General features: G+C 64.8%; 14 protein-coding genes. 12 read left to right on the top strand and 2 right to left on the bottom strand.

What is annotated here, in order from left to right; translation table 11 throughout:
* Window positions 1-32: 32 nt before the first annotated feature.
* Complete coding sequence (locus MAFF_RS20475) at window positions 33-827, top strand: SDR family oxidoreductase (protein WP_010912861.1); 795 nt, start codon at window positions 33-35, stop codon at window positions 825-827.
* A 409-nt stretch (window positions 828-1236) separates the two neighbouring features.
* Window positions 1237-2328, top strand: coding sequence for a 3-deoxy-7-phosphoheptulonate synthase (locus tag MAFF_RS20470; protein ID WP_010912860.1), 1092 nt, complete (start codon window positions 1237-1239; stop codon window positions 2326-2328).
* A gap of 33 nt (window positions 2329-2361) precedes the next feature.
* On the opposite strand, the gene MAFF_RS20465 is transcribed toward MAFF_RS20470, so the two are convergent.
* Window positions 2362-2997: a LysE family translocator gene (locus tag MAFF_RS20465; protein WP_010912859.1), complete on the bottom strand. Its 636-nt coding sequence runs from the start codon at window positions 2995-2997 to the stop codon at window positions 2362-2364.
* A 129-nt stretch (window positions 2998-3126) separates the two neighbouring features.
* Here MAFF_RS20465 and MAFF_RS20460 point away from each other — a divergent pair, with 129 nt between their 5' ends.
* Window positions 3127-3822 carry a helix-turn-helix transcriptional regulator gene (locus MAFF_RS20460; protein WP_044548695.1) on the top strand — a complete coding sequence of 232 codons (696 nt, stop codon included), beginning with the start codon at window positions 3127-3129 and terminating at the stop codon, window positions 3820-3822.
* Window positions 3823-3833: 11 nt separating this feature from the next.
* On the opposite strand, the gene MAFF_RS20455 is transcribed toward MAFF_RS20460, so the two are convergent.
* Window positions 3834-4943, bottom strand: a complete 1110-nt coding sequence (locus tag MAFF_RS20455; RefSeq protein ID WP_010912857.1) for a Gfo/Idh/MocA family protein — start codon at window positions 4941-4943, stop codon at window positions 3834-3836.
* A gap of 156 nt (window positions 4944-5099) precedes the next feature.
* Between MAFF_RS20455 and MAFF_RS20450 the strand changes: the two genes are divergently transcribed.
* From MAFF_RS20450 to phnN, 9 genes are all read left to right on the top strand, one after another.
* Complete coding sequence (locus tag MAFF_RS20450) at window positions 5100-5945, top strand: MurR/RpiR family transcriptional regulator (RefSeq protein WP_010912856.1); 846 nt, start codon at window positions 5100-5102, stop codon at window positions 5943-5945.
* A 155-nt stretch (window positions 5946-6100) separates the two neighbouring features.
* Window positions 6101-8035 carry a bifunctional 5-dehydro-2-deoxygluconokinase/5-dehydro-2-deoxyphosphogluconate aldolase gene (locus MAFF_RS20445; RefSeq protein WP_010912855.1) on the top strand — a complete coding sequence of 645 codons (1935 nt, stop codon included), beginning with the start codon at window positions 6101-6103 and terminating at the stop codon, window positions 8033-8035.
* Window positions 8036-8070: 35 nt separating this feature from the next.
* Window positions 8071-9921: a 3D-(3,5/4)-trihydroxycyclohexane-1,2-dione acylhydrolase (decyclizing) gene (gene iolD / locus MAFF_RS20440; protein WP_044551101.1), complete on the top strand. Its 1851-nt coding sequence runs from the start codon at window positions 8071-8073 to the stop codon at window positions 9919-9921.
* A 186-nt stretch (window positions 9922-10107) separates the two neighbouring features.
* Window positions 10108-11025, top strand: coding sequence for a myo-inosose-2 dehydratase (gene iolE / locus MAFF_RS20435; RefSeq protein WP_010912853.1), 918 nt, complete (start codon window positions 10108-10110; stop codon window positions 11023-11025).
* A gap of 43 nt (window positions 11026-11068) precedes the next feature.
* The gene (locus MAFF_RS20430; RefSeq protein ID WP_010912852.1) at window positions 11069-11287 is read left to right on the top strand and encodes a hypothetical protein; all 219 of its coding nucleotides are present in this window, start codon (window positions 11069-11071) and stop codon (window positions 11285-11287) included.
* Window positions 11288-11484: 197 nt separating this feature from the next.
* On the top strand, window positions 11485-12297 hold the full coding sequence (gene iolB / locus MAFF_RS20425) for a 5-deoxy-glucuronate isomerase (protein WP_010912851.1): 813 nt from the start codon (window positions 11485-11487) through the stop codon (window positions 12295-12297).
* A 244-nt stretch (window positions 12298-12541) separates the two neighbouring features.
* Window positions 12542-13249 (top strand): DUF1045 domain-containing protein, encoded by a 708-nt coding sequence (locus tag MAFF_RS20420; RefSeq protein WP_010912850.1) that lies wholly within the window; start codon window positions 12542-12544, stop codon window positions 13247-13249.
* Between the two features lie 35 nt (window positions 13250-13284).
* Window positions 13285-14424, top strand: a complete 1140-nt coding sequence (locus MAFF_RS20415) for an alpha-D-ribose 1-methylphosphonate 5-triphosphate diphosphatase (RefSeq protein WP_010912849.1) — start codon at window positions 13285-13287, stop codon at window positions 14422-14424.
* Window positions 14421-15050, top strand: a complete 630-nt coding sequence (gene phnN / locus MAFF_RS20410) for a phosphonate metabolism protein/1,5-bisphosphokinase (PRPP-forming) PhnN (RefSeq protein ID WP_044548694.1) — start codon at window positions 14421-14423, stop codon at window positions 15048-15050. Before MAFF_RS20415 ends, phnN begins: the two co-directional genes overlap by 4 nt.
* The last annotated feature ends 64 nt before the right edge of the window (window positions 15051-15114 follow it).

Genomic DNA, 15114 nt, shown 5'->3' with positions numbered 1-15114 from the left:
GGAATCCAGGCCCAAGCCACAGGAGCAAAACGATGAGCGCATCTTCCGATCGCAATCATGAGACACGCGCCATCGTCACCGGTGGCGCGCAAGGCATCGGCTTTGCCGTCGCCGAGGCGCTGGCCGACGAGGGCTGCCGGGCATTGGCGCTCATCGGCCGTTCGCAGGAGAAGGGCGACAAGGCCGTCGCCCACTTCAAAAAGGCCGGCGTCGACGCGATCTTCATCAGCGCCGACGTCTCGAAGGTGGCGGATTGCAAGCGCGCGGTGGCGACCGCGCTCGCGCATTTCGGCACGCTGAATGCGCTGGTCAACGCCGCCGCCACCTCGGCACGCGGCTCATTGGTCGAAACCTCGGAAGAGCTTTTCGACCAGATATTCGCAACCAATGTGCGCGGACCTTTCTTCCTGATGCAGGGACTGGTTGCCCATCTGCTGGAGCGCAAGGCGCCGGGCTCGATCGTCAACGTGCTGTCGATGTCGGCACATTGTGGCCAGTCGTTCCTGACGCCCTATTCGACCAGCAAGGGCGCGCTGATGACGCTGACCAAGAACGTCGCCAACGCCTATCGCTTCGACCGCATCCGCTGCAACGCCGTGCTGCCCGGCTGGATGGATACCGAGGGCGAGGACATCGTGCAAAAGAAATGGCACGACGCCCCGGACGATTGGCTGGCGAAGGCCGAAGCCGCGCAACCGATGGGCCAATTGGTCAAACCGGACCAGCTCGCGCGGCTGATCAGCTACATGGTCAGCCCGCAATCGGGCGTCATGACCGGGTCGTTGGTCGACTACGACCAGAGTGTTGCGGGGTCGTCGCCGGAGTAGGGCCGACGGTCTGGCGGAAATGCTCCTCACTTCGTCATCCACGGGCGGGGCAAGAAGCGAAGCGACGCAGCGCAGACCCGAGGATCCGCCGCACTCCACGGCCAAGGTCACGGAATGGATCCCAGGGTCTTCGCGACGCCGCTTCGCGGCTGCTCCGCCCAGGGATGGCGAAATCGGGGACTTCGGCCTTCGGAATTGACCGTCGTCGAGGGGACGTGACAAACGCCTCCGCTTCGACTATATGAGCCGCATGATCCACCTGTCCGCCACCTATTGGTACTTTAGCAGCTCGCTGGCGGCGGGAGGATTGCGCTCGATCTGAAGATTGCAGCAACAAGATCCGAACAGCCGCCAGACCTGGCGGCTTTTTTGTTTCAGCCGGCAGGTCTCCTAACAGGAGCAGAAAGCCGTGTTGACCACCACAGACGACCTCCGGGTCAAGGAAATCCGAGAACTGAGCACGCCGGACCAGGTGATGCGGGAAATCCCGCGCACGCTGACGGCGACGCGCACCGTGAGCGCCTCACGCAATGCGATCCACGCTATTCTGAACGGCACCGACGACCGGCTGCTTGTCGTCGTCGGTCCCTGTTCGATCCACGATCCGGTCGCGGCCGTTGACTATGCCAGCCGTCTGGCGGCGCTGCGCGAGACCCTGTCCGACCGGCTTGAGATCGTGATGCGGGTGTATTTCGAGAAGCCGCGCACCACGGTCGGCTGGAAGGGCCTGATCAACGATCCCGACCTTGACGGCAGCTTCAACATCGACAAGGGGCTCAGGATGGCACGCAACGTGCTTTCCGCCGTCAACAATCTCGGCCTGCCGGCGGCCACCGAATTCCTCGACATGACCACGCCGCAATACATTGCCGACCTCGTCGCCTGGGGTGCCATCGGCGCGCGCACCACCGAAAGCCAAATCCACCGTGAGCTGGCCTCGGGCCTGTCCTGCCCGGTCGGTTTCAAGAACGGCACCGACGGCAATCTCAGGATCGCCGGCGAGGCGGTGAAATCGGCCGCCCAGCCGCATCATTTCATGGCGGTGACCAAGGGCGGACGCAGCGGCATCGCCACCACCACCGGCAATGAGGACTGCCATGTCATCCTGCGCGGCGGCGTTCAGCCCAACTACGACGCGGCGAGCGTCGAGGCGGCCTCGGTCGAACTCGCCCGCATCGGTGTCGCGCCGCGGCTGATGATCGATGTCAGCCACGCCAACTCCGCCAAGAAGCCTGAGAACCAGCCGAAGGTGGCGGCCGATGTGGCCGGCCAGGTGGCGGCGGGCGACGAGCGCATCATCGGCCTGATGATCGAGAGCAATCTCGTCGCCGGCCGGCAGGACGTGGTGCCCGGCAAGCCGCTCGTCTATGGCCAGAGCATCACCGATGGCTGCATCGACTGGGCGACCACCGAGACCGTGCTGCATGGCCTTGCCGGTGCCGTCGAGTGGCGCCGGTCGGCACGCCGCGCCATGCTGGAAAGCCGGCAGGGTGCTGCCTGACACGGCTGACGATATCGGAAGGGCGGCGCTAGATTACGCCGCCCTCAGCCCTTCCCAGGCGGTGAACACCGAGACGGCAAAAAGCAGCAGCCCGGCCGCCCGGCCGGCAAGAATGGTCGCCCGCGGATTGGCGATCAGAAGCTTGCGGCTGCGGCCGGCTGATATCGCGAGCCCGCCATAGATCGCGGCCTGGGTGATGACCGTCATCAGGCCCATGACAGTCGCCTGCACCCAGATCGGGCCGTAGGCCGGCTTCAGGAACTGCGGATAGACGGCAAGCACGAACAGATAGGCCTTCGGATTGATCAGGCAGGTCACCAGCCCCTGGCGAAACGCCTTCCATGCCGAGCGGCTGCCGACAGGCCCATCGCGACCGACGGTGATGGAGCTGCGCATCAGCGTGATGCCGATGAAGGCCATGTAGGCGGCGCCGACGATCAGCAGCGGCTTGAACAGGATCGGCACGAAATGCATGAGAAGGCCGACGCCGATGGCACCGTTCAGCGTGTGCACCATGCCGCCGACCATGATGCCGCCGGTCGCGGCCAGGCCCCTGTCGCGCCCGCCGGTCAGCGCATTGGCCAGCACGAACAGCATATCCATGCCTGGAACGGCGATGATGCCGAACAGCAGGATAAAGAAAAGCCAGAGATTTTCAGCGTAACCCATGTCAGTTGCCTGTCGCCTCGTTCCACCAAGCCGTAGCGGAACCTGTTGATTTTCAATTCGATAGGCAGTCCTATAGGTCGACCCAACTGACAATGGTGTGTCAGTTGCGGTCGGAGCCGGGTGAGGAAAATGCGCAAGGCGTCACGCCTGTTCGAGATCATCCAGATCCTGCGGCTGGCGCGGCAGCCGGTGACGGCGGCCATGATCGCCGAGCGGCTGGAAGTGACGATACGTTCGATCTATCGCGACATCGCCGCACTTCAGGCGATGCGCGTGCCGATCGAGGGCGGGCGCGGCATCGGCTACATCTTGCGCCCCGGTTTCGACCTGCCGCCGCTGATGTTTTCGATCGAGGAGATGGAGGCGATTGTGCTCTCGCTGGCGCTGCTGGAGCGCACCGGCGACGACGAACTCAAGCAGGCGGCCAAGCGCGTCAGCAGCAAGATCGCCGGCGCGGTGCCGCCGCCGCTGCGCCAGACCTTCGACGCCAATGCGCTGCATGCCTGGGGTTTTGCCGCACCCTCGGCCGGCACGATCGACCTGGCGCTGGTGCGCCGCGCCATCCGCGACGAGGAGAAGCTCGACCTCTCCTACCGCGACGAAGCAGGCCGGACCACGCAACGCATCATCCGGCCGATCGCGCTGATCTATTACGCGGAGGCGGTGAACACGGTGGCCTGGTGCGAGCTGCGCCAGGCCATCCGCAATTTCCGCAGCGACCGCATCGAGGGTTGCCAGCCGACCGGGCTGCACTTCAAGGGCGAAGGCGACCGCCTGCGCCAGATCTGGGTCGAGGGCTGGGAGACCCCGGCCGTCGGCGGCTAAGACGAGCGGTATTACCGCACATCCATCCAGCGCTTCTCCTCAAAGGAGCGCGCCATGGCGTGGACGGTGCGCTCTATCTCCAGACCTTCGGCGAATTCGATGAGCCGCGCCCGTCTGCCGGCGAGCCGCGTCAGCAATTCGTGGCATTCGATGATCTTGAGGTCGTTGAAGCCCAGGCCATGGCCGGGCGCCGGCAGGAAGGCGTCGTAGGGCTTGTGGTGCGGCGCCACCAGGATGGTGCGGTAGCCCTGCTCGGTCGGGCGATCAGCGGTGAGATAGAGCTGCAATTCGTTCATCCGCTCCTGATCGAACAGGATCGAGCCCTTGGAGCCGAAGATCTGGATGGCGATGCGGCCCTTGCGGCCCCAGGCCGAGCGATTGACCTGGAGCGTGCCGGCAATGCCGTTTTCGAGATGCATCAAGACGCTGGCGATATCATAGGTCTCGACCGCGCGGCGTCCGCCCGCCGCCAGCTTGCGGTCGGCATAAGGCTTGGCCATATCGCAGATGACGCTGGCGACGCGACCGAACAGGACCGAGACCAGCGACAGCGGATGCACGGCGAAGTCGTCGAGCGCGCCGTAGCCGGAGGCGGCTTCGTGCTTCCAGAAGAACAGCGCCTCGGGATCGGCCATGAAATCCTCGTCCATCTCGATGCGCAGATGATTGACCTCGCCGATGATCTTCTCGTCGAGCAGCGCGCCGATGTGACGGATGGCCGGGCTCTGGATGTAATTGTAGCCAAGGGCAGCGACCTTGCCGGATTTCCTGGCCGCTTCCGCCATCGCCTCGGCTTCGGCAAAGCTCGGCGCCATCGGCTTTTCGCACCACAGATGCTTGCCGGCCTGGAGGATGGCGATGGCCATTTCCGGATGGAACTGGTTGGGCGTGGTCAGCGAGACGATATCGACTTCCGGATCGTTGACGACGGCGCGCCAGTCGCCTGAGGCCTTGGCGAAGCCGAACTCCCCGGCCTTGCGCCGGGCAAGCTCCTCATTGACCTCGCCGAGATGGACGAGCCTGGGCTTGGCCACGTCGGGAAAGACGGCGCCGACGGCACTCCACGCAATGGCGTGGCACTTGCCCATGAAACCCGTGCCGATAAGACCGACGCCGACCATTTTCCGTTTCCTCCGCTGGCTGAAGCACTGCGTGGATGAATTAGTCCATTTTCTCTCCAAATGGAATGTCTGCCTCATTTTTTATGGCGTTCTTGCGCAGGCTCGCTATGATGGGGCAGAGAGGACGTTTCACGGATGAGCTTGGACGGGCCGACGATGGACGAACGGGTACCTCGCGACTTCGAGACGCTGCGCGCCACCATCCTGGACCGGCGCGAAAGCCTGCCCAAGCGCATCGCCCAGATCGCCGCCTACGCGCTCGACAATCCCGACGACATCGCCTTCGGTACCGCCGCCAGCATCGCCGCCTCGGCCGGCGTGCAGCCCTCCACCCTGATCCGCTTTGCCCAGCAGCTCGGCTTCGACGGCTTCACCAGCCTGCAGCAGGTGTTCCGCGAGCGGCTGCGCGAGCGCAACTCATCCTATGACGAGCGGCTGCAGGCGCTGCGCGCCAAGGCCGAGGGCGGCGCCGGTCACCGCGCGATCTTCGACGGCTTCGTCGCCGCCGCCAGCACCTCGCTCAACGACATTTCGCGCACGCTGGACGATGCGCATCTGGAAGAGGCGATTTCGCTGCTGGCAAAGGCGCAGACCATTTATGTCTTAGCCAAGCGGCGCTCCTATCCGGTGGCGACCTATATCGCCTATGCGCTGGGCAAGCTGAAGATCCGCAACCAGCTGATCGAATCGGCCGCCGGCCTGAACGCCGAGATGATCGCCTTCGCCACGCCGGCGGACGCCGTCATCGCCATCTCCTTCTCGCCCTATGCGCCGGCCACCATCGAGGAAGCACGCACCATTTCGGAACAGGGCGTGCCGATCGTCGCCATCACCGACAGTTCGTTTTCGCCGCTCGCCCAGTTCGCCAGGGTCTGGTTCGAGGTTGCCGAGGCGGATTTCGCCGGCTTCCGTTCGCTGTCGGCGACGATGGCCCTGGCCATGGCGTTGACCGTTGGCGTCGGCGAGAAGCGGCGCGATACCGCCCGCAGGCGCAAAGCCTGATCGGGCACCTAAAAGCCAATTTTAGATCCGGGAATGCTCATTCCATATTGACTATGGATTGGAATTATTATTTCATATTCCCGGCACCACGCTGCCGCTCGCGCGTGTTACCCAAACAATGTTGTTCCTGACAACAAGTCTGAAGGGAGGTTCCAATGAGCGAAGCCGTGGACGCCAAACAGGCGCCGCTCGACGTCATCACCATCGGTCGCGCTTCCGTCGACCTCTACGGCCAGCAGATCGGCTCGCGGCTGGAGGACATCACCTCTTTCGCCAAGTCGGTCGGTGGTTGCCCGGCCAACATTTCGGTCGGGACCGCAAGGCTCGGCCTGCGCTCGGCGCTGCTGACGCGCGTCGGCGACGAGCAGATGGGCCGCTTCATCCGCGAACAGCTGAGGCGCGAAGGCGTCAACACCGACGGGCTGAAGACCGACAAGGAGCGGTTGACCGCGCTGGTGCTGCTTTCGGTCGAGAGCGAAGGCGTGTCGCCGATGATCTTCTACCGCTCAGACTGCGCCGACATGGCGCTTGCGCCGGAGGACATTGACGAGGCGTTTATCGCCTCGGCGCGTTCGATCGTCGTCACCGGCACGCATTTTTCCCGCCCCAACAGCGACGCCGCCCAGCGCAAGGCGATCCGCATCATGAAAGCCAAGGGCGGCAAGGTTGTCTTCGACATCGACTATCGGCCCAATCTGTGGGGCCTCGCCGGCCATGCCGAAGGCTTCGAGCGCTATGTCAAATCGGACCGGGTCTCGGCGCAGCTGAAGACGGTTCTGCCCGATTGCGATCTCATCGTCGGCACCGAGGAAGAGATCATGATCGCCTCGGGTGCCGACGATTGCCTGAGCGCGCTGAAGACGATCCGCGCGCTGTCGGCGGCGACGATCGTGCTCAAGCGCGGCGCCATGGGCTGCATCGTCTATGACGGACCGATCAGCGACGATCTCGAAGACGGTATCGTCGGCAAGGGTTTCCCGATCGAGATCTACAATGTGCTGGGCGCCGGCGACGCCTTCATGTCCGGCTTCCTGCGCGGCTGGCTGGGCGGCGAAGATCATGCGACGGCGGCGACCTGGGCCAATGCCTGCGGCGCCTTCGCCGTGTCGCGACTGCTGTGCGCACCGGAATATCCGACCTTCGAGGAGCTGCAGTTCTTCCTCAAGAACGGCAGCAAATACAGGGCGCTGCGCAAGGACGAGGCGATCAACCACATTCATTGGGCAACGACCCGGCGGCGCGACATCCCCTCGCTGATGGCGCTCGCCTGCGACCACCGCGTGCAGCTCGAGGACGTGGCGGCGAAGGCCGGCGCCGATCCGGCGCGCATCCGCGACTTCAAGGTGCTGGCGGTCAAGGCGGCGGCGAAGGTCGCCGCCGGCCGTGACGGCTATGGCATGCTGATCGACGAGAAACATGGCCGCGAGGCGATGTTCGAATTCGCCAGGCATCCCTTCGCCTGGCTCGGGCGCCCGGTGGAACTGCCGGGCTCGCGGCCGCTGCGCTTCGAGTTCTCGCAGGATATCGGCTCGCAACTGGTGGAATGGCCGGTCGACCATTGCATCAAGTGCCTGTGCTTCTACCATCCCGACGATCCGGCGGCCTTGAAGGAAGAACAGCAGCAGAAATTGCGCGCGCTGTTTGAGGCGGCGCGGAAAGTTGGCCGGGAACTGCTCGTCGAGATCATCGCCGGCAAGCACGGCAAGCTCGACAACACGACCATTCCGCGCGCGCTGGAAGAGCTTTATGCACTCGGCATCAAGCCGGATTGGTGGAAGCTCGAACCGCAGGCTTCAGCCGGTGCCTGGACCAGGATCGAAGCGGTCATCCTGAAGCATGATCCCTGGTGCCGTGGCATCGTGCTGCTTGGCCTGGAAGCGCCGCAGGACGAGCTGGAGGCGGCTTTCGCCGCCACCGCCAAGGCGCCGATCGTCAAGGGCTTTGCCGTCGGCCGCACGATCTTCGTGCACGCGGCCGAAGAGTGGCTGGCCGGCAGGATGTCGGATGACGAGGCTGTCGCCGACATGGCCTCGCGCTTTGAACAGTTGACCGAGGCGTGGCTTGCCGCGCGCGGCCGCAAGGCGGCATAAGAAGGCGCGGCACAAGGACTGCGGAGGAAACCATCATGAGCAAGACAATCCGCCTGACGATGGCGCAGGCGCTGACCCGCTTCCTGTCCCGCCAGATGACCGAGATCGACGGCAAGAAAATGCCGATCTTCGGCGGTGTCTGGGCGATCTTCGGCCACGGTAACGTCGCTGGCATGGGCGAGGCGCTCTACCAGGTGCGCGACGAACTGCCGACCTTCCGCGCCCACAACGAACAGGCGATGGCGCATGCGGCGATCGCCTATGCCAAGGCCAATTTCCGCCGCCGCTTCATGGCCGCGACCTCGTCGATCGGTCCCGGCGCGCTCAACATGGTGACGGCGGCGGCACTTGCGCATGTAAACAGATTGCCTGTCCTGTTTTTGCCCGGCGACGTCTTCGCCAACCGCATTCCCGATCCGGTGCTGCAGCAGGCCGAGGACTTTTCCGACGGCACGGCGACGGTCAATGACTGCTTCCGTCCGGTGTCGCGCTATTTCGACCGCATCACGCGGCCCGAGCAGATCATTCCGGCGCTGAGCCGTGCCATGCAGGTGCTGACCGATCCGGCCGATTGCGGCCCGGTGACGCTGTCGCTGTGCCAGGATGTGCAGGCCGAGGCCTATGATTATCCCGAGAGCTTCTTCGCCGAACGGGTCTGGCACCAGCGCCGGCCGCGCCCGGACCGCCACGAACTCGCCGCCGCTGTGACGGCACTCAAGGGTGCGAAGAAGCCGCTGGTCATCGCCGGCGGCGGCGTTCTCTATTCGCAGGCCTCCGATGCGCTGGCCAAATTCGTCGAAGGCGCCGGCATCCCGGTCTGCGAGACGCAAGGCGGCAAATCCTCGCTGCCGGACGATCATCCGCTCAACATGGCGGCGGTCGGCGTGACCGGCACGTCTGCCGCCAACCGGCTGGCGGAAGAAGCCGATGTCGTGCTCGCCATCGGCACGCGCCTGCAGGATTTCACCACCGGCTCATGGGCGCTGTTCAAGAATTCCGGCAAGACCATCATCGGGCTGAACGTCCAACCTTTCGACGCCGGCAAACACCGCGCCCTGCCGCTGGTCGCGGACGCGGCCGAGGGTATCGCCGAACTTGGCGCGGCGCTGAAAGGCTGGAAGGCGCCTGCCGGCTGGACCGACAATGCCGCCAAGGGCAAGAAGGCCTGGCAGGCCGACGCGGCCAAGGTGACGGCGTCGACCAACGCCGCCTTCCCGTCCGACGCGCAGGTGATCGGCGGCGTGCAGCGGGCCATGGGCTCCGGCGTGACGCTGCTGCATGCCGCCGGCGGTCTGCCCGGCGAATTGCACAAGCTTTGGCAGGCCGGCACGCCGGGTTCCTACCACGCCGAATACGGTTTCTCGACCATGGGCTACGAGATTGCCGGCGGACTCGGCACCAAGATGGCCAAGCCCGGCGAAGAGGTGGTCGTCATGATCGGCGACGGCTCCTATCTGATGCTGAATTCGGAGATCGCCACCTCTGTGATGCTGGGTTTGAAGCTCATCATCGTGCTGCTCGACAACCGTGGCTATGGCTGCATCAATCGGCTGCAGATGGCGACCGGCGGCGCCAATTTCAACAATCTCCTGAAGGATTCGCGCCACGAAATCCTGCCCGACATCGACTTCGCCGCGCATGCGGCGAGCATGGGCGCGATCGCCGAGAAGGTGCCGTCGATCGCCGGCCTGGAAAACGCGCTGCAGAAGGCCAAGACAAACGACCGCACCACGGTGCTGGTCATCGACACCGACCCGCTGGTCTCCACCGATGCCGGCGGTCATTGGTGGGATGTGGCGGTGCCGGAAGTCTCCGCGCGGCCGCAGGTCATCGCGGCGCGCAAGGCCTATGACGAAAAGCGCCAGATGCAGAGCGTCGGCGATTGATGCCGGCGCTGGCAGCCCCCACCTCCCCCTTGTGGGGAGGTCGGACCGAAGGTCCGGGTGGGGGTCGGCGCCGCACCCCCACCCCGCTGCTTCGCAGCGACTTGCCGGGGCGAGCCACGGGTCTCGCCCGTCCTTCGGACCCCCACAAGGGGGAGGACAGATACGAACTGAAACTGGAGTGACGACTTGAAAGCCAAACTGGGCATGTCCCCCATCGCGTGGTGGAACGACGATCTTGCGGAACTCAGCGATGACGTGTCGCTGGAAGAATGCTTGCGCCAGTCGCGTTCGGCCGGCTTCACCGGCATGGAGATGGGGCGGCGTTTCCCCAACGATCCCGCAATCATGCTGCCGATCCTGAAGGCCGCCGACGTGACGCTGTGCGGCGGCTGGTTTTCCGGCACGCTGGTCGATGAGGAGATGAGCAAGAACAAGGATCGCATCCAGCCGATGATCGAACTGTTCAAGGCGGTCGACGCGCCTTGCATCGTCTATGGCGAGGTCGGCCGCTCGATCCAGGGCGACCGCTCGAAGCCGCTGGCCACCAAGCCGAAACTCACCGGCGACGAGATGAAGGCCTATGCAAGGCGCCTGACCGAATTCGGCGAATGGTGCGCCGAACAAGGCATGCCGCTGTCCTACCACCATCACATGGCGGCGGTGGTCGAGACCGAGCCGGAACTCGACGCCTTCATGCGCCATTCCGGCGAAGGCATTCCGCTGCTGCTCGATGCCGGACATCTGGCCTTTGCCGGCGGCGATGTGCTGCGTGCCATCGACAACCATCACGCGCGCATCAGCCATGTGCATGTGAAGGACGTGCGCATGGGCGTGATCGACAAGCTCGACCGCACGAAACAGTCCTTCCTCGACGCCGTGGCGCTGGGCGCCTTCACGGTGCCGGGCGACGGCTCGCTGGATTTCGGCGCCATCGTGCAACGGTTCGCCGACGATGGCTATGAGGGCTGGTTCGTGGTCGAGGCCGAGCAGGATCCGAAAAAGAACCCGCCGCTCAGGATGGCCCAGGTCGGCCACAAGGAATTGATGCGGGTGATGACGGCGGCCGGCTACACGGTCGAGACACAGGGCTTTCCCAATGCCTGACTCGCTGGTTCTCGGCGAAGCCGGGTTGCTGTAGGTTGGTCGGATGAAAGATTCCGAGCACCCGTTCTTCCGGCCGTTGTGGCGGCGCGTCGCCGTCGTCGCGGTCTGCGTCATCTGGTCGATCATCGAGTTCGCCACCGGCACGCCATTCTGGGGCACCATCGCGCTCGGCTTCGCCGGCTATGCCGTCTGGCAGTTCTTCTATCTCTACAAGCCGGCCGACGAGAACAAGGCGACGGCCGAGTCCGAACCGAAGGAGTGACCGATCGCATGCGTTGGCGATTAGCTTGCAGTGCTTCTAACTTCGTCATCCTAGGGCGGAGCAAGGAGCGTAACGACGCAGCGCAGACCCTAGGATGACGAAGTTGGAGGGCGCCGGTCGAAGATTTTGCGATGGCCCTTTCAAACAGACGGCTTGGCTTCACGGAGCCCTTCGAGCCAACGGAATAGGAGACAAAAATGTCGAAACTGCTCGTCAAAGCCGACAAGGGCCATGGCCGCGTTGCCCATGTGACGCCGAAAAGCGCCGGCTGGACTTATGTCGGTTTCGACCTGCATCGGCTGCAACCCGGCGAAAGCGCCTCGGGAAAGACGCAAGACCGCGAAGTCTGCCTGGTGTTCGTCACCGGCAAGGGCACCGCGACAGCCGGCGGCAAGGATCTCGGCCTGCTCGGCGCGCGTATGTCGCCTTTCGAGGGCAAGCCGTGGTCGGTCTATGTGCCCGAGGGATCGGACTGGTCGGTGACAGCGGACACCGAATTGGAGCTCGCGGTCTGCTCGGCCCCCGGCCTTGGCGGCGGACTGCCGGTTCGCGTGATCGGACCCGACGATCTCGGCCAGGAAGTGCGCGGCAAGGGCACCAACACGCGCTACGTCACCAACATCCTGCCGGAGGGCAAGCCGGCCGATTCCTTGCTGGTGGTCGAGGTCATCACGCCAGGCGGCCACACGTCGAGCTATCCGCCGCACAAGCATGACCAGGACAATCTGCCCGCAGAATCCTATCTCGAGGAGACCTATTACCACCGCCTCAACCCGCCGCAGGGCTTTGCCTTCCAGCGCGTCTACACTGATGCGGACACGAATGGCCATCGCGCGCTCGACGAAGCCATGGCGATCGAGGATGGCGATGTCGTGCTGGTGCCCAGGGGTTATCACCCCTGCGCCGCCTGCCATGGCTACGATCTCTACTATCTCAACGTCATGGCCGGGCCGAAGCGGACGTGGAAATTCCACAATGCGCCCGAGCACGAATGGTTGATGAAGGCCTGACCGGTCCGAGATTCCTCCTGAACCTGTTGGTCCAGCTCGGAAAAATCGTCGGCTAAGGACCTATTGGGTCGATTTGCCTTCGAAAACCCTTCAAAGCTTCGTCAATTCGTCATGGAAATCGCCTATGGCAGCGGGGCTAGTGCATGTCGCCCAAAAGTGTGCAGCGGTTTTTGGGGGCGACGACATGCGCACCAAATAGAAGACTTAAAGCGCGCCCCGGGGCGCGCTTTAACGAGGATTTTCGATGCGTTATGCCATCTACTTCACCCCCCGGCAGGACGAACCGCTGGCGCGGATCGCCGCCAACTGGCTGGGCCGTGACCCGTTCGGCGCGGCGACAAGGCCGGTCGAGGCCGTGGCCGATCTGGCGGCGGAGGAAGTTGCCTTCCACACCGCCTCGGCCCGCCGCTATGGCTTCCACGCGACGCTGAAAGCCCCCTTCCGCCTGGCCGCCAGCGAGACCGAGGCTTCGCTGCGCGCGGGGCTCGACCATTTTGCCGAAGCGACGCCTGTCGTGACGATCCCGCGTCTCGTCGTCAGCCAGATCGACAGCTTCTTCGCGCTGGTGCCGGAGGGGCCGCTGCCGCCACTCAACCGTTTCGCCGACGAGGTGGTGCGCGACTTCGACCGGTTCCGCGCGCCGCTGACCGAGGCCGAAATCGAGCGGCGCAGCCCGGATTCGCTGAAGCCGGCCGAGTTCCGCAATCTCTGCCAATGGGGCTACCCCTATGTCTTCGAGACTTTCCGCTTCCACATGACGCTGTCAGGCCGGGCCGGGCCACAGGAAAGCCCTCGTTTGCGCGCAGCAATCAACAGCCTGTTCGCGGATATACTGCGGCAGCCGGTGCTGGTCGACGCGCTGACGCTGTTTGTCGAACCTGAACCTGGTGCGCCGTTCATGGTGCTTTCGCAGCACGCGCTGGGACGCCGCCCGGCGAGAAAAACCGCCTGAACACCCTTGCTCGAAGAATCAAAGGACTGCCCGAAATGACCGCCGAGACCGTTCTTTCCAACGCCCGCATCGTGCTAGCCGACGAAATCGTCGAGGGGTCGCTGGTGCTGCGTGACGGCTTTATCGCCGGCATCGACGCGGGCAGCAGCCGGATCGGCGAGGACATGGGCGGTGACTATGTCACTCCCGGGCTGGTCGAGTTGCACACCGACCACCTCGAAGGCCATTACGCACCCCGGCCGAAGGTGCGCTGGAACCCGATCGCAGCCGTGCTTGCCCATGACGCGCAGGTGGCGACGGCCGGCATCACCACCGTGCTCGACGCCTTGCGTGTCGGCATGGACGAGGACGCCGATCTCACCTTGGCCGATATCCGCAAGCTGGCCGATGCGATCGAGGACAGCGTCGCGCAGGATCGTTTGCGCGCCGATCACTTCCTGCATCTGCGCTGCGAGGTCTCGGCGCCGGATTGCCTGCAAGCCTTCGCCAGTTTCGACCAGGACGACCGGGTCAAGCTGGCCTCGCTGATGGATCATGCGCCCGGCCAGCGCCAGTTCGTCAATCTCGAAACCTATGCCTACTACTACCAGCGCAAGCTGAAGCTGAGCGACCGCGACTTCAAATTGTTCTGCGAGAAGCGGATGGCGGAATCGGCGCGCAATTCGGCGCCGAACCGGGCGGTGATCGCGGCTGCCTGCCATGAGCGCGGCATCGTGCTCGCCAGCCATGACGATGCCACTTCAGGCCATGTCGACGAGGCGATCGAGCAAGGCGTGCGCGTTGCCGAGTTCCCGACGACCGAGGAAGCGGCGCGTGCTTCGAAGGCCGCGGGCCTGGGCGTGCTGATGGGCGCGCCCAACGTCATGCGCGGCGCCTCGCATTCGGGCAATGTCTCGGCGCGCACGCTGGCCGGCGACGGCCTGCTCGATATCCTGTCTTCGGACTATATCCCCTTCAGCCTGATCCAGTCGGCCTTCTTCCTCGGCGACATGGTCGAAGGCATTTCGCTGCCGCATGCGGTCGCCATGGTGTCGAAGAACCCGGCCGAGGCCGTTGGCCTGACCGACCGCGGCACCATCGAACAGGGCCGCCGCGCCGACCTGGTACGTGTGCGCGTCGACGACCATGTTCCGGTGGTGCGCACCGTCTGGCGGCAGGGACGCCGGGTCGCATGATGGTGTCGGCCTTGATCGAGCGCGAGTTATCCGCTGAAACGTTCCCTGTCCGTCATGGCGTTTTTGTCGCCGTCGTGGGGCCTAGCGGCGCCGGCAAGGACACGGTGATCGGCTACGCCCGTGCGCTCTTCGCCGATGAGACCCGGCTGGAATTCGTTCGCCGCGTCATCACCCGGCCGAGCGATGCGGCGAGCGAGGATCACGACACACTGGCCGACGCCGCCTTCGTCGAGGCCGAGGCCGACGGCGCCTTCGCCATTTCCTGGGAAGCGCATGGCTTGCGCTACGGCCTGCCTGCCGATGTCGACTGGTCGGTCGCCAATGGCCATGTGGCGGTGGCGAACGTGTCGCGCGCGGTCATTCCCACCTTGCGCGAGCGCTATGCCAACCTGGCCATTGTCGAGATCACCGCCTCGGCCGATGTGCTGGCCGAGCGGCTGGCGATGCGCGGCCGCGAGTCGCGCGGCGAAGTGCTGGCGCGGCTGGCGCGCAGCGCCAACGTCACCCTGACCGGTCCCGGCGTCACCACGATCGACAATAGTGGCCCGCGCGAGGTGGCCGGCGAGCGCTTCGCCGAGCTGCTGCGCAAGGCAATGGCCTTCTCCGACATATCGGGCCTGATCTGATTTACGCGTGTGTCCCGCAGCAGCGGCGTGCGCGGCGGGATTGGCCTGAAGCGCTGCCCATCGG

This window comes from Mesorhizobium japonicum MAFF 303099, assembly GCF_000009625.1.
In the GTDB taxonomy this organism is placed as follows: Bacteria; Pseudomonadota; Alphaproteobacteria; order Rhizobiales; family Rhizobiaceae; genus Mesorhizobium; species Mesorhizobium japonicum.
Note: the sequence above shows the minus strand (reverse complement) of the source record. Positions and strands in the feature narration are given on the sequence as shown.

Excerpts from the sequence above, each read along its gene's own strand:
- phnN (WP_044548694.1), top strand. The coding sequence starts at position 14,421 with ATGATGGTGTCGGCCTTGATCGAGCGCGAGTTATCCGCTGAAACGTTC.
- MAFF_RS20415 (WP_010912849.1), top strand. The coding sequence starts at position 13,285 with ATGACCGCCGAGACCGTTCTTTCCAACGCCCGCATCGTGCTAGCCGAC.
- MAFF_RS20430 (WP_010912852.1), top strand. The coding sequence starts at position 11,069 with ATGAAAGATTCCGAGCACCCGTTCTTCCGGCCGTTGTGGCGGCGCGTC.
- MAFF_RS20445 (WP_010912855.1), top strand. The coding sequence starts at position 6,101 with ATGAGCGAAGCCGTGGACGCCAAACAGGCGCCGCTCGACGTCATCACC.
- MAFF_RS20420 (WP_010912850.1), top strand. The coding sequence starts at position 12,542 with ATGCGTTATGCCATCTACTTCACCCCCCGGCAGGACGAACCGCTGGCG.
- MAFF_RS20475 (WP_010912861.1), top strand. The coding sequence starts at position 33 with ATGAGCGCATCTTCCGATCGCAATCATGAGACACGCGCCATCGTCACC.
- MAFF_RS20465 (WP_010912859.1), bottom strand. The coding sequence starts at position 2,997 with ATGGGTTACGCTGAAAATCTCTGGCTTTTCTTTATCCTGCTGTTCGGC.
- iolB (WP_010912851.1), top strand. The coding sequence starts at position 11,485 with ATGTCGAAACTGCTCGTCAAAGCCGACAAGGGCCATGGCCGCGTTGCC.
- MAFF_RS20455 (WP_010912857.1), bottom strand. The coding sequence starts at position 4,943 with ATGGTCGGCGTCGGTCTTATCGGCACGGGTTTCATGGGCAAGTGCCAC.
- iolD (WP_044551101.1), top strand. The coding sequence starts at position 8,071 with ATGAGCAAGACAATCCGCCTGACGATGGCGCAGGCGCTGACCCGCTTC.
- MAFF_RS20460 (WP_044548695.1), top strand. The coding sequence starts at position 3,127 with ATGCGCAAGGCGTCACGCCTGTTCGAGATCATCCAGATCCTGCGGCTG.
- MAFF_RS20450 (WP_010912856.1), top strand. The coding sequence starts at position 5,100 with ATGGACGAACGGGTACCTCGCGACTTCGAGACGCTGCGCGCCACCATC.